The sequence below is a fragment of the Dyella sp. SG562 genome, from assembly GCF_011759495.1.
GTDB classification, from domain to species: Bacteria; Pseudomonadota; Gammaproteobacteria; order Xanthomonadales; family Rhodanobacteraceae; genus Dyella_D; species Dyella_D marensis.
The window spans coordinates 488,245-502,100 of record NZ_JAAOYS010000001.1; the positions used below are offsets into that span (position 1 = coordinate 488,245).

Annotated in this window: 10 protein-coding genes; 5 read left to right on the forward strand and 5 right to left on the reverse strand. The window is 65.0% G+C overall.

The features are described 5' to 3' along the window. Nucleotides 1–413: 413 nt before the first annotated feature. From FHW84_RS02070 to FHW84_RS02080, 3 genes are read right to left on the reverse strand one after another with little or no spacing between them, the layout of a single operon-like run. Nucleotides 414–833: a hypothetical protein gene (locus FHW84_RS02070; protein WP_167252452.1), complete on the reverse strand. Its 420-nt coding sequence runs from the start codon at nt 831–833 to the stop codon at nt 414–416. A 38-nt stretch (nt 834–871) separates the two neighbouring features. Next, a complete protein-coding gene (locus tag FHW84_RS02075; protein ID WP_167252453.1) occupies nt 872–2,875 on the reverse strand; it encodes a sensor histidine kinase in 2,004 nt (667 codons plus the stop codon). Continuing rightward, the gene (locus FHW84_RS02080; RefSeq protein WP_167252454.1) at nt 2,841–3,536 is read right to left on the reverse strand and encodes a response regulator transcription factor; all 696 of its coding nucleotides are present in this window, start codon (nt 3,534–3,536) and stop codon (nt 2,841–2,843) included. Before FHW84_RS02080 ends, FHW84_RS02075 begins: the two co-directional genes overlap by 35 nt. Nucleotides 3,537–3,679: 143 nt before the next feature. On the opposite strand from FHW84_RS02080, the gene FHW84_RS02085 reads away from it, so the two are divergent. From FHW84_RS02085 to FHW84_RS02100, 4 genes are all read left to right on the forward strand, one after another. After that, a complete protein-coding gene (locus tag FHW84_RS02085) occupies nt 3,680–4,750 on the forward strand; it encodes a helix-turn-helix domain-containing protein (protein WP_167252455.1) in 1,071 nt (356 codons plus the stop codon). A 159-nt stretch (nt 4,751–4,909) separates the two neighbouring features. Further along, nucleotides 4,910–8,554 (forward strand): autotransporter domain-containing protein, encoded by a 3,645-nt coding sequence (locus tag FHW84_RS02090; RefSeq protein ID WP_167252456.1) that lies wholly within the window; start codon nt 4,910–4,912, stop codon nt 8,552–8,554. A gap of 275 nt (nt 8,555–8,829) precedes the next feature. Beyond that, on the forward strand, nt 8,830–9,852 hold the full coding sequence (locus FHW84_RS02095; RefSeq protein WP_208399598.1) for an alpha/beta hydrolase: 1,023 nt from the start codon (nt 8,830–8,832) through the stop codon (nt 9,850–9,852). A 171-nt stretch (nt 9,853–10,023) separates the two neighbouring features. Continuing rightward, nucleotides 10,024–10,605, forward strand: a complete 582-nt coding sequence (locus tag FHW84_RS02100) for a lipocalin-like domain-containing protein (protein ID WP_167252458.1) — start codon at nt 10,024–10,026, stop codon at nt 10,603–10,605. Nucleotides 10,606–10,710: 105 nt separating this feature from the next. Here the strand turns inward: FHW84_RS02100 and ssb are convergent, their stop codons facing one another. Then, complete coding sequence (gene ssb / locus FHW84_RS02105; RefSeq protein ID WP_167252459.1) at nt 10,711–11,322, reverse strand: single-stranded DNA-binding protein; 612 nt, start codon at nt 11,320–11,322, stop codon at nt 10,711–10,713. Between the two features lie 126 nt (nt 11,323–11,448). Continuing rightward, a complete protein-coding gene (locus tag FHW84_RS02110) occupies nt 11,449–12,438 on the reverse strand; it encodes a DedA family protein/thiosulfate sulfurtransferase GlpE (protein ID WP_167252460.1) in 990 nt (329 codons plus the stop codon). A 185-nt stretch (nt 12,439–12,623) separates the two neighbouring features. On the opposite strand from FHW84_RS02110, the gene FHW84_RS02115 reads away from it, so the two are divergent. Then, a complete protein-coding gene (locus tag FHW84_RS02115; protein ID WP_167252461.1) occupies nt 12,624–13,625 on the forward strand; it encodes a polyprenyl synthetase family protein in 1,002 nt (333 codons plus the stop codon). The last annotated feature ends 231 nt before the right edge of the window (nt 13,626–13,856 follow it).

Sequence of the window (13,856 nt, forward strand, 5' to 3'; positions counted from 1 at the left end):
GCACGGAGTAAAGCGGCAGCGATACGACAACGCGCTTGCAACGAGGGACAGGCGATCGCAGCAAAAGCAGAGCCACCGCTCAGCCAGGCTTCCTCAGCGCATCGTATTCCGGTTTGATGACGCCCCTGAGCGAGGCGACGTCCTCCGAAGCGAATCCATTTCTCAAGAACACGCCATTCAAATAGGTTCCTGTTACTTCCGCTCGATGGGACAAACGAGAGCAAAACCTCCTGCTTGAACATCGATCGATTGAATTCGCTCACGACAAGCGGCGAATACAATAACAAGGACGCCGGAAACCGCGGCCCATTCGACTGCCATTGGGTGTAGTAGGTCTGCCCTTTGTAGAAGAATGGATACCCCAAGGCGAACGAACCCTTCCCCCAATAAGGATCCAACTCCCCGTTGGCCGCTTACACGTAAACGGCCGGAGACACCGGATTCGAGGACCACTCAGGCTCGCAGATCGTATTGTCCACAACGTATATGTTTCGGACATGGCCGCTGTTATCGGGATCCAACCTGGTGGCGTAGATCCTCACCTCCGAAGAACGAATGATGTCATCCACACGCTGGCCGGCCTTGTCGCTCGCCATGGGTGCACCGGTGATCATCAGCATCTCGATGAGCAGCTGCCGATGATCCTGAAGATCGATCTTTCGTAAACTTGCGGACGACAGACCTTCTCGGTTGCCAGATATATCCATCCTTCTGCGGCACACAGGCGTTCGCACATCGACGATGGCGCCTTTATTGAGTGCCTTTGTCATCGCGACGCAGACCGGCTCGCGAGGATAATGCGGGTCAATCCTGTACTCCGCGCCCACTGCCATGGTCGCCACCGCGAACGAAAACAGTCCGAAGGCACCTCTCAACCGCATACTTCATCTCCCCGCAGCACGGGAAGCCAGAGCGTAAATCGCGTGCCGGCCTCTCCGGCTACCCATTCGACCCGCCCATTGATCACCTGCGCACGCCGCTGCTGATTATGCAAGCCGCGGCCACCACCACGCGACAACGCGGCCGCCACATCGAAGCCCTGCCCGTTGTCCTCGATGATCACCTGCACACCATCGCCTTCGACGGCGGTAGCAACACGGATAACCGTGGCCCGCGTATGGCGCAAGGTGTTGGCAACGCTCTCCTGCACGATGCGCAGGATATTCAACGCGCTCGATGGGTCCAGCCAATCCAGCGCAGGCAGTTCTTTTACGTCCCACACCAGCGCGACGTTGGCGCTTTCCATGCGAGGTTCCAGGCGGTAGCGCAACGTTGCCAACAACAAGAGCAAGTCCGCCTCCACCGGCTCCATCGAGTCGATCGCCAGCTTCAGGTCATCCATGCAGTCCTTGAGCAACTGCGAAACCTCGGCGTCGCGCATGCGGCCCTGCTCCACCGAGCGGATCGCGCTGATCAGCGTGGAGCCCAGGCCGTCATGCATGTCCTGCATCAGGCGTTGGCGTTCGTCGCTCAGCAACTGGCGCTGTTCGATCTCGCGCAGGCGCTGGTGGCTTGCTTCCAGTTCGGCCTCGCGCAAGCGCAAGCGTTCGGCCAGGCTCGCATTCACCCGCTCCACTTCTTCGATGGCTCGCACATAGCGCCGATACATCAGCAACCCGAAGAAAATGAATGTCACGCCATTGGTGTACGCGCCGAGGAACCAGCCCTCCGGCCCCACCACATTGTTGTGCAGCATCCAGTCGGACATGCCGAGCAGCTCGCAGATGGCCAGCGCCACCACCACCACCCGCCCCTCCCGCGATGCACGCCAGGTGGCGGCGCCGCCCACGATGCAGATCGCCAGCGCCATCAGCAGCTCGAGCGCGTAGATCGTCGCCAGCATCGGCGAGGAATTGGGCAAGGCCCATGGCAGCGGCATCGTCGCCAAGCCGATCAGTACCACGGTGGCCACCACCGCACGCCCCAGCCAGCGCAGCGGGCGGCCGTGCAGCAGCCGCAGGAAGAAATGCAGCGAGGTCAGCCCCCAGCACAGCGAGTTGATCACCAGCCAGCCGAACCAGTCGCGGGCGATCGGCAGGTCCACGTAGTAATGCAGATGGCCGGCGAAGGCGGTGGCGGCAAGGCAGAAGAACAGCAGATAGCTGGCATCCTCGCGGCGCCTGAACCACACGAACAGCGCGAAGATGCCTACCGCCAGGAACGCCGCGTTCAACATCGCCGGCAGTCCCGACTGCAGCCATTGGCGCACCTGGTAGCGGCCGCGCAAGGCATCGGCCGGCCCGAGCCAAAGCGAGGAAACGGCTACGGGATAGCTGGACGTGTGCTGCAGGCCAATCAGGATTTCATGCACCGGCGCATCGCTCGTGCCGGGTTCCAGGTTCATCCACAGCGGCATGAACAGGCTGTTCCACTGCTGGCCGCGCGGTTGCGCGCGATAGGCCAGCTTGCCGTTGATATAGATTGCGATGGGGCCGTCGGTTTTCAGGCGCACGCCGTACAAGGCGCGCGAGGCGGTGAGCGCTTGCGCTTCGTCGATCTTCAGCCTTACCCAAGTGGTGCGGTAAGCGGATGTCTCCGAAGCCTCGGCGCTCGCCGGCATAGCCAGCGGCAAGTTGGCGTTGCGCCAGTCGGACGGCAGGCTCCGGCTGTCCTGCGTAGCCGGCATCGCACTGAAGCCCGTGGCCGGCGCGTCCTGCCAGCTGCCCTGCGTCAGATGCAGGCATTCGCCCGAACGCTCGATGCCGCTGGCCGCCAGCGAAAGAAAGGCCCCCAGCGCGGCCAGCAAAGCCACCGAGAACAACAGCGCCGCTGCGGCGGGAACGCTTTTCAATGGCGAACGCGGCGCCCGCTCATCCACCACTTCCACTTTGCCGGTCGAGTCAGCCGTCCAGAATCCCCTGATTCCTGGCCTCATAAATCGCTTCCGCCTTGGATGTCACATTCAACTTGCTGTAGATACGCCGCACGAAGCTGCGCACGGTGAAGGGCGACAACGACATCAGCCGGGCGATTTCATTCGCCGTGAATCCCTTGGTGATGAGCTCCAGCACTTCCTTCTCGCGCGCGGACAGCAGTTGCGCTGCCTCGTCCGGTTTCTGGGCGCGGCTTGCACCCCCTGCCCCCAGCTGCCGGAACCGTGCCAGCACCTGGCGCGCAATGATAGGGCTGATCGGGCTGCCGCCGCTGGCCACGCTGCGGATCTCGTCGACGATGCGGGCGGGCGAGCTGTCCTTCAGCAGATAGCCGGAGGCGCCGGCCTCGATCGAGCGGATGACGTGGGTCTCGTCGCCGAAGTTGGTGCTGACCACCACGCTGCAGCTGCTCCACTGCTGCACCGCGGCCTTGATCACGTCGATGCCGGAACCGTCCGGCAGGCCCAGGTCCACCAGCAGCACGTCCACCGGCGCGCCCAGCAGCAACTGCAAGCCTTCGGCGCGCGTGCCGGCGACGCCGGCCAGGCGCAGGTCATGCGTGCTGTCGATGGCCTCGCTGAGGGCGCGCCTGAAACCCAGGTCGTCCTCGACGATCGCCACGTGGATCAGCGGCGGAGTCTGGCCGGCGGCCGGTGATTCCATAGTGGATCCCTGGGTTCCTTTAAGAAGCGCATTGTGCGCGGCGGCCGGCGGCGGCACCTGTAGCGTGTTTGTTCTACAGACAAGCCGGCGCCCCCTTCCCACGATACCGGACCACGGCAGGTCGCATCGACAGGGGCAGGAGCATGCACACCTTCTGGCAGGATCCGCTCCGCGGCGACACGGCGCGCACAGCCGCGTGGGCGCGGCACAAGGAACAGGGTTCCGCGGACACCGCGCTGAGCCGCCAGCGCTTCAGCGTGGCCGGCGAACCCAGGGAACGGCAACTGCCGGCCTGGCGCGACCGGCTGGCCGGCATGCTGGAGGTGCCGGTGGCGCCGGCGCAGATCGCCGGCGGCTTCCATGCCGAACTCGATACGTATGTGCTGCCGGACATCGTCTACCTGGACAGCCGTACCGGCCCGACCATGCTGCAACGCTCTGCGCAAAAGATCGCCGCCGACGACATGCGCGACTACTGCTTCCACGTGCTGATGGAAGGCATTGCCGAGACCGAAACCGGCACCGCGCAGCGACGCCCGATCACGCAGTTCGTACCGGGCATTCTCGCGCTGGACATGGGCCGGCCGATGACCATGCGGCGCCCCACGCGCACACGCACCCTGGCCTTCTTTCTTCCGCGCGCCGTGGTGGAAGCGGCGATTCCGCAGGCGGAGTCGCTGCATGGCAAGGTGGTGGGCTATGCCGCACCGTCGACACGGCAGTTGCGGGCGCATCTGCAGGACATGTGCGATGCCTTGCCGGCGATGAGCGATACCGAGGCGAGCCGCGCGCTGCACGTGGCGGCCGAACTGATACTCGCGGCCTTCCGCAAGGCGGCCAGCCAGAGCCACAGCCCCCGCGGCGCCGCGCGCGCGGCGATGCTTGGCCGTATCAAGCATTACATCGACGCCCATCTGCATTCGCAGGAGCTGGTGCCGGAAAACATCCTTGGCCGCTTTCCGCTGGCGCGGGCCACGCTGTATCGGCTGTTCGAAGCGGAAGGCGGGCTGCACGCGTATATCCGCAATTGCCGGCTGCGCCAGGCGGCGGATGAACTGGCGGGCTCGCGCTCCGGGGCGATCGGCGAGCTGGGCGGGCGGTTGGGTTTCAACTATGCGGCGGATTTCACTCGGGCGTTCCGGCGGGCGTATGGGGTGGCGCCGCAGGAGTTCAGAGCGTCGCAATCGCGGTGGCTGGAGCAGCGTTGCGAGTGAACTTGCAGGAGCAGATGTTCGGGCTTGACTCCGCGCCAATGGCGGCGGTCCAACCCGCCAATCCGGCAAAAGGAAGCGCCAGCCCTGGCGCATCAGCGGCAAACCCCTGGCGTGTCGTTAGTTATTACGACAAGATATTGCGCTCACAAGGGGAAATACATGGAAGCTCTGCGCGGTGCGGCAGCACCCGATCGTACGGTCATGGATGCATGGGCCAGGCCCTGCGCGATGGCGCTGGCAGTGGCCATGGCGCTGGGATTATCCGGTTGTGGTGGCGGTGGCGGTGGCAATAGCGGTGGCGGCAACGTCAGGCCCGCACCACCAGCCACGTCCAGTGACATTAGCGTCGAAGGCGGCCAGGTTACGGTGCGACCGGATACCTTTAGCGGCTCGACGAGCCTGGTCAAGAACGGCGCCGGCACGCTGACGCTTACCGGCGCAAGCAGTCACACCGGCGGCACCACCGTCAACCAGGGCATCCTGCAGATCGGCAATGGCGGCACCAGCGGATCGATCCAGGGCAATGTCACGAACAATGCGTCGCTGGTATTCAACCGCAGTGACGACATCAGCTTCGCCGGCGCCGTCAGCGGCAGCGGTTCGTTGACCCAGCAGGGCACGGGAACACTGATACTCACCGGCGCCAGCACGTACACCGGCGGCACCATGGTGAACGCCGGCACGTTGAAGCTTGCGGCGGGAGCCACGCTGGGCGCAGGCGACATCACCGTGGGTGATCGCAGGTCGTCATCGAATATCGACACCAGCCTGCAGGTAGGCCGAGGTGTGGCGCTATCCAACCGTATCCTGCTGCAGGGTCGAGCGACGCTGATCAATGCAGGGGCGCTTGGCGGCAACGTGGGTGTCGCCGTCAGCGGCGAGAACATCTTCGGCAGCAGCTATGCCGTCCTCAACCAGGACGGCGGCAGCATCCGCGGAAGCCACGCAGGCATCGCCTTCAACGGCTATCCGGGATCAATCGCCAACAACGGCGGCGGAACGATTCAGGGCGGAGATGTCGCTACCGATTTGAGCTACGGTGGATCGGTCAGCAACGAAGGCGTCGGCAGCACGATCAGCTCCGGCACGGGCCTCGCGGTGCAGGCGGCCCTGGCCACAAGCACGGTCCGGAACAGCGCGGGCGGCGTCATATCCGGCGGAGCAGGTGCGATCCGCCTGCAGTACGGCGGCAGCGTTACCAATGAAGGCGCCGGCAGTTCCATCTTGTCCAGCAACGGCATAGCCATCGAAGTGACCGGCCAGCCCGGCGCGGTCACGAACGGTGGAGGCGCCACGATCTCGGCGGCGGCCACGGCGGTCTACCTGCAGCACGGCGGCAGCGTGACCAACGATGCCGGCTCCACCATCGCAAGCACCGGTACGCGCGCCGGGGACTGCCCGAAGTCCGGCGGCTGCGCCATTTTCGTCGCTTCGGAATACCTACCCGCAGGCAATGCCGGTGGAGCGCTGGTGCTGACCAACGCGGGCACCATCATCGGTGATGTGAAATTGCGCGAGAACGCGAACAACGCCGTCCTGTTGTCGGCCGGCAGTTCCATCCGCGGCGACCTCGACGTCGGCGTAAGCTCGAATTCCACGCTGACCTTGACCGGCGCAGCAGGAAGCGTGCGCTCGTATGCGCAGACCGTCACCGGTAAAAGCCGCTTCTACGGTGACATGACGGTAGCGAACGGCGGCACCTGGGTCATCGACAACGACAATCTCATTCCGCGCAGCGTAACCATCGACGGCACCGGACCCGATGGCACCACGCTGCAGATCGGCGATGGCGGCTCCAAGGGCTCGCTTGGCCTGGGCGGCAATATCGCGATCCATTCCGGCACCTTGGTATTCAATCGCAGCGATGATGTCACTTTCGCGAGCAGCATTTCGTCCGTGGGAGATGGCGCGCTGATCCATGCCGGCAGCGGTAAGTTGACGCTGGTTCCATGGAATCAGGTGCTCCGTCCCTCGCGGATCACGATCGAGCGCGGAACGCTACAGATCGACAACAGCGGCGACATCCCAGGCAGCGCAACCGGCAATTTTTCGTTCGAGGCGCCGGTGCTGAATAAAGGCGCCCTGCTCTTCAATAGCGCGCGGAATGTTTTTGCCAGCGGCGCGATCTCCGGGCCGGGCTCCGTCACGCAGAACGGCCCGGGCGAGTTGATCCTGCAGTCACCGGACAATACGTACACCGGGGGGACGACGATCAACCAGGGTTCCATCAGGACTGCTTACGCATTGCCGGGCAATGTCAAGGTGAATGGCACAACCACGCTGGAAGGCTACGCGAACGGGGGAGCCGCCCAGCTTGCCGGTGTCACCGGCGACCTCTACAACTCCGGCAGGGTCGTCGTGCGCGGCGGCGACACCCACATCGGCGGCAGCTACACCAATACATTCACCGGCACCCTGGCCGTGAGCCTAGGCAGCAAGCTCGTGGTCGACGGCAACATTCTGGTGAGCGGAGGCACGCTGGAAATTATCGGTGCCGATCAAGGCTACGTCGCCAATTCCCACACCGAGGTCTTTACCACCACGAAAGGCATTTCGTTTGGTGGCAGCTTCACCCGACTGGCCAAAGCCGCAGGAGTGGTCTTCATCTCATCCAGGATTTACTACGACTCCCACAGCGCATGGCTGGATACCACCGGCCTCGATGTGACGACTGCGGCGGCGGGTGGTGGCGTGACGTATACGCCTTTGTCGCTCGGCAGCGCGCAGCGCGTACAAGGCGCCTTCACCCAGCTCAATAGCAAGATCGCCAGCGGCAACCTCTCCAGCGTGTCGAGCGATTTCGTGCAAGCCGCCGGCGAGTTCCAGCAGGCCCCCAACCTGGAGGCTGCACAGGCCTCGCTGCAAAGCCTCTCCGGCCAGCTGCACGCCGCCAGTGCGGCGATGACGTTCGAAGCGATCGACGCCTCCAGCCGTGCGCTGGCCGACCACTTCGACGACCTGCTCGGCCGCAACACCGGCTACGGCATGTGGACACAGAGCCTCAACGTCGGTGGCGGCATGGGCCGTTCCGGTTATGACGGCGTCGGCTTCCAGTTGAACGGATGGCTGGTAGGCAGCGACCGGAAGATCGGCAGCTCGGGCGTGGCGGGTTTTGCCTTCGGCCAGAACCAGGGGCAGCAGCAGCTCGACCAGGCCTACGACCGCAATCGCAGCCGCAGCACCGAGGGCATGCTCTACGCCGGCTGGGTCAATGGCAACTGGTACGCGCAGGGCCGCCTCGGCGTCGGTCATTTCCAGCAAAGCGTCAACCGCCGCTTGCTGCTGGGTACCAGCCTGCAAGGCGTCTCCACCGACTACAGCGGCAACTACAACGTGGCCTATGGCGAGACCGGCCTGCATCTGAACCTGGCGGGCAGCCGCATCACGCCGTTCGCCAGCGTGGAATACGCCAGCATCGACCGCGACGGTTTCGCCGAACAAGGCGCAGGCGGCTTCGGCCTGCGCACCAATGCGCAGATGCTGGATCGCTGGCGCGCCGGCCTTGGTTTGCGTGCAGCGCGGCGCTGGGATTTCGCGGGTGGCCGCGCCGTGGATTTCAGCGCCAGCGTGCAGCTTCGCCGTACGCTGGCTTCGCATGGCGATGCGTTCGACGCCAGCTTCGTCGGCTTGCAGCAATGGCAACCGCTGGTGGGCATCGGCCTGTCGCGCTATAGCGGCGTGTTGAACCTTGGGCTTAATGCGACGCTGTCGAAGCGCACGTCGTTGAGGTTCAACTACGACTACGAAAAGGGGCAGCGCGATCAGGCGCATACCTTGTCGACGAATCTGTTCGTGGTGTTTTGAGGCCAGTGGATCGAAGAGCAAAAACCCCGGGGAACCGGGGTTTTTCTTTGGATAAAGGCTGCTTTCCATCGCCGTGGAGCAAAACGTGGCGCGCCATCCGTCGTCCATAAGGCTCGCCACTCAGCGGAATAAAGTTGCGGCGCGCTGCGGAATAAAGTTGCGTCACGCCGTGGTGCTCGCACGACGCTCCTGAACTTCGTGCATCACCTCGTGTCGATGGAGGGCCTGCCCGGCGTACTGTCCGGGCCATCGAGGGGAGACACACCGTGAGCGGGATGTACCTGAAAGCGTGCGGCGTCCTTGTGCTGGCCGCGATGTTCGGCCAGGCCGTCGCCACCGATGCCAACCACGCATCCACACCGCAGCGCATGCCGGACAGCTATGCGGAAGCGGCGAAGCTGATCGACCTCGGTCATGGCCGCCAACTCAATCTGCGTTGTTCGGGAAGCGGGGCGCAGACTGTGCTGCTGGAAGCTGGCGCGCTCGCCGACTCCTCCACGTGGTTCAAGGTGCAACCACTTCTGGCCGCACACACACGCGTCTGCGCGTACGACCGGGCCGGCTTCGGCTTCAGCAGCGAGGGGCCGTTGCCGCGAGATCTCGACGCTGACGTGTCGGACCTGCACGCGCTGATCCAGCACGCCGGGCTGACGACTCCGCTGGTGATGGTCGGGCATTCGCTGGGCAGCAATATCGTGCGGCAGTATGCGAGCCGCTATCCGGCGGAGGTGAGCGCGATGGTCCTGCTCGATCCGCCCGCGCAGGATATCGGGCGGTTTGCTCCCGGCTGGCAGAAGGATGAGGACACGCTCTCGGTGCAGCGGTTCGCGTTTCTTCGCCAGTGTGCGGCTGCCGCTGAAAAGCACGCATTGCCGTCCACCGATAAGGACCTGAGCCAGTGTCTCGGCGAGGCCGATCCGAACGCCAGCGCGAAGGTCAACGCGGCGAACCTCGCGCTCATGTCGAAGCCTGCGTACTGGCACACGGTGCTGTCGGTACTGCAGAACAATGCCGCGGTGTTCAAGCCGCCCGTGTCGAAGCAGGAGACGCACGGTTCGACACCGCTGATCGTGCTGTCTGCGGCCAATACCTATGCTGATGCGTTGCCGCGGGATCGCAAAGGGTTGGAAGAGGCACGGGCGCGCACGCAGGCGCAGATCGTTGCCATGTCATCCGGCGGCGCTCTGGTGCATGTTGCGGATAGCTCGCATGACATCGAGATCGATCAGCCGGAGGCGGTGGCGAAGGCGGTCGTGCGCGCTATTGGAGAGGCCCAGCGCACATCGAAGATGCCGTAGGCCGCCTGCGGCCGCGAGGCGCGAAATGAGCCGCAAAATCCCTATCCCGGATGTCGGAGCGTAAGCCCCTCTCCGTGCCACCGATCTTCGGGTGACGGGAGATGCCCGCAGCGTCCGTGATCATTTCATTTTGCAATGGCAGAAATTCATTTCTGACGGATTCATTGGCACATGGCGGGAGGCTACGCTTGGCTCCCCCAGCCCAAAGGCATTCCCATGCACCGATGCAAAATAGCTCTCGCGCTGTTGATCTTGTCGCCAGCGCTAATGGCCGGCACAAGCGTCCCGGAGAAGGCGGCACAAAGCGCGGACGGGGCGCCCGCTTCGGGCAAAGCCATGTCGCCGCTCGCAGGCACCTGGACCTTAAAGTCTGCTTATGACCTACACAAGGACGGAACAAAGACCTTCGGCTTCGGATCGCAGCCCAAAGGCATCCTGGTCGTCGGCAAGGAGGGGGATTACTCCCTGCAAGTGTTTCGTAGCAACGAGCCGACGCTTGGAGTCGACGAGCGTGGCATGCGCAAGGAATTCAAGCCCGGTGAGTTGGCCAGTACGCATTATGGCCATGTCGATCTCGACGCCGTGGCGCATACGGTGACGTTCCACATTGATCTTTCATACATCCAGCGATGGAACGGCACGGTGCAGGTTCGCCCTTATACCTTGTCCGACGATGAACTGAGCTACCAGGTTCCCGCCCAGCCTGGCAGTGACAGCGTCGCCGTGTCGGTATGGAAGCGCATCGGCAAATAGAGGTCACAGACTGCGGCATCCTTTTCTAACTCTGGAAAAAAGAAAGCCCCGCATAAGCGGGGCTTCTATCTCTAATTTTCTCACCACCTAGGAACGGGGTGATCGTCAGAACGGAATATCGTCATCATCAAAACTGTTGTTCTCCACCGGCGGCGGAGAAGACTGGCGCGAGCCGTAGTCGTTGCCGCCGCGGTTGCTGCCGCCGCTGGCGCCGCCACCGAAGTCGCTGCCGCCGCGATTGCCGTAATCGCCGCCACCGCCGCCACCGCTGCGGTTGCCATAGCCACCACCGCCGCCCCCCTGGCGCTGACCGCCACCACCGCCGCCCTGCGAACGCTGGTAACCGCCGCCACCACCACCCGCGCCGCCGCCTTCACCGCCGCCACCGCCCAGCATCTGCATCTCGTTGGCGATGATGTCGGTGCTGTAGCGCTCGACGCCGTCCTTGTCGGTGTACTTGTCGGTGCGCAGGGAGCCTTCGATATAGACCTGGCGGCCCTTCTTCAGGTATTCGCCGGAGATCTCGGCCAGCTTGCCGAACAGCTTCACGCGGTGCCACTCGGTGCGCTCCTGGCGCTCGCCGCTCTGCTTGTCGGTCCACTGCTCGGAGGTGGCGATGCGCAGGCTGGTGATCGCGGTGCCGCTGCTGGTGTAGCGCGTCTCGGGGTCGGCGCCCAGGTTGCCGACGATGATGACTTTATTGATGCCACGGGCCATGGAATGGGTTTCCTCGATTGGCCGGCCGTAAATAGGGAGGAGTACGGCCGGGGTTGATATGGCCGGTCATGATACTGGTCCCGGGGTCTCAAGAGCAGCGACGTTGCGCCCCGCCCCGGGTAAGCCTCAGGCCGCGTGCTGCGTAGGCAGGTGCCCGTCCTCGGCGTCGGCGCCTTCCGGCGGCAGGCGCAGGATGGCGAAGCCGGCCGCTTCCCAGGCGTCCAGGCCGCCCAGCAGCGGGCGCACGCGGCGATATCCCTGCTGCATCAGGTTCTTGGCGGCGACGGCGGCGGAGGCCTCGTTGGGGCAGCTGCAGTAGATGACCAGCTCGGCGTCCAGCGGCACGTCGTGCACGGCGCGGTCGATGCCGGCCACGTCGGCCAGCAGGGCGCCGGGAATCACGCGGGTGTCGACCATGCGGGCGGCCGGCGAGCGCACGTCCACCAGCACCGGCTCCAGGCCTTCGTCGATGGCGCGCTTGAGTTCGTCCACGGTGATGCGCGCCATGCGCAGGGTGGCGATCAGGCGGTGGCGCTGCCACCACTTCATCAGGATGTACAGCGCCAGCAGGCTGCCGACCACTTCCAGCGCGATGGTGCCGGCATTGCCCAGCGCCACCAGCACCTGGTCGATCTGCGGCGCCAGCACATAGCCCAGGCCCACGGCCAGGCCCAGCCACAGCAGGGAACCCAGGCCGTCCATCAGCACGAACATGGCCGGGCGCAGGCCCAGCGCGCCGACCAGGGGCGGGGCCACGGTGGACAGGCCGGGCACGAACTTGGCCACCAGCAGCACCTGCCCGCGCCAGCGCTGGAAGCGCAGCTCGGATTGCTTGACGCAGGAATCGGGGGACAAGGAAATGCGGCACAGGGTGCGCATCACCCCCGCGCCGTAGCGGCGGCCGGCCCAGTACCAGACCAGGTCGCTCAGCAGGCAGGCCAGCAGGGCCAGCCCCACCACGCCCATCAGCGGCAGCTGGCCGTTGGCGGCCAGGGCGCCGGCCACGACCAGGGTGGGTACCGCCGGCACCGGCGCGCCGGCCTGCTCGACCAGCACGTTGAAGAACACCAGCACCAGGCCGTATTCGGCCAGCAGGGCAATGATTTCATGGGCCATCGTCGGCACCCCGGGATAGCCGGCGCGAGGCCGGATCGAATGCGCTGATGATTGGGGCGCGGCGGCCGGTTTGCAAACGTTCCGGCAGGGAAACAGGCTGTGTCTCCGGGCGCACCATGACCTTCCGGCGGCGAAATGGCGCGCCCTCCCCCTATAATCGTTCGCTACGAAGCCGCGACCCCGCCATGACCACGATGCCCGCCACCGCCATCCGCCCGACCGATTTCGCCGACGTGCGCGCGCTGGCCGACGACGACATGAAGCGGGTGGACGGCCTGATCCGCCGCCGGCTCTCCTCCGACGTGGTGCTGATCAACCAGATCGCGGACCACATCATCGCCGGCGGCGGCAAGCGCCTGCGCCCGATGCTGCACGTGCTGGCGGCCGGCGCCGCCGGCTACGGCGGCGAGCAGCACATCAAGCTGGCCGCGGTGATCGAGTTCATCCACACCTCCACCCTGCTGCACGACGACGTGGTCGACGAGTCCGACCTGCGCCGCGGCCGCAAGACCGCCAACGCGGTGTGGGGCAATGCGGCCAGCGTGCTGGTGGGCGACTTCCTGTATTCGCGCTCGTTCCAGCTGATGGTGGAACTGGACGACATGCGCGTGATGCGCATCCTGGCCGACACCACCAACACCATCGCCGAGGGCGAGGTGCTGCAGCTGCTCAATATCGGCAATGCCGACGTGGACGAAGCCGCCTACCTGGCGGTGATCGAACGCAAGACGGCCGTGCTGTTCGCCGCCGCCACGGAACTGGGCGGCGTGCTGGGCGGCCTGCCGGAAGACCAGATCGCCGCGCTGCGCCGCTACGGCATGGAACTGGGCTATGCCTTCCAGATCGCCGACGACCTGCTCGACTACGTCAGCGACGCCGACACCCTGGGCAAGAACATCGGCGACGACCTCGCCGAGGGCAAGCCGACCCTGCCGCTGATCTACGCCATGCAGAAGGCCGACCCGGAGCAGGTGCAGTCGCTGCGCCACGCCATCGAGCACGGCGGGCTGGATTCGCTGGAGCGGATCATCGCGGCGATCCGCGATTCCGGCGCGCTGGACCGCACGCACGAGCGCGCCGTGTTCCATGCGCATGCGGCGCGGGATGCGCTGGAAGCGCTGCCGCCGTCGCGGTATCGCGATGCGCTGGCGGCATTGGCTGATTATTCGGTGCAGCGGAGCTATTGATCCGCGCATCGCACCGCTGGCGTAGGTTGGGGTGAGCCAAAGGCGAACCCCAACATCGCGGCCTTCATGCGTCTGGCAACTGACGCTCTTGCCCCCTCTCCCCTGCGGGGAGAGGGTTGGGGTGAGGGGGGCCTACGGAGCGGTGAAGCGGACGCTGCAAAGCGAGCGGTACTTCGTCGATCTTTTACCGCGAGCACCCGCCCCTCATCTGCCTGCCGGCATCTTCTCCCC

Coding starts and splice junctions, on each gene's coding strand:
- FHW84_RS02070 (WP_167252452.1), bottom strand. CDS start 833: ATGGCAGTGGGCGCGGAGTACAGGATTGACCCGCATTATCCTCGCGAG.
- FHW84_RS02075 (WP_167252453.1), bottom strand. CDS start 2,875: ATGAGGCCAGGAATCAGGGGATTCTGGACGGCTGACTCGACCGGCAAA.
- FHW84_RS02080 (WP_167252454.1), bottom strand. CDS start 3,536: ATGGAATCACCGGCCGCCGGCCAGACTCCGCCGCTGATCCACGTGGCG.
- FHW84_RS02085 (WP_167252455.1), top strand. CDS start 3,680: ATGCACACCTTCTGGCAGGATCCGCTCCGCGGCGACACGGCGCGCACA.
- FHW84_RS02090 (WP_167252456.1), top strand. CDS start 4,910: ATGGAAGCTCTGCGCGGTGCGGCAGCACCCGATCGTACGGTCATGGAT.
- FHW84_RS02095 (WP_208399598.1), top strand. CDS start 8,830: ATGTACCTGAAAGCGTGCGGCGTCCTTGTGCTGGCCGCGATGTTCGGC.
- FHW84_RS02100 (WP_167252458.1), top strand. CDS start 10,024: ATGGCGGGAGGCTACGCTTGGCTCCCCCAGCCCAAAGGCATTCCCATG.
- ssb (WP_167252459.1), bottom strand. CDS start 11,322: ATGGCCCGTGGCATCAATAAAGTCATCATCGTCGGCAACCTGGGCGCC.
- FHW84_RS02110 (WP_167252460.1), bottom strand. CDS start 12,438: ATGGCCCATGAAATCATTGCCCTGCTGGCCGAATACGGCCTGGTGCTG.
- FHW84_RS02115 (WP_167252461.1), top strand. CDS start 12,624: ATGACCACGATGCCCGCCACCGCCATCCGCCCGACCGATTTCGCCGAC.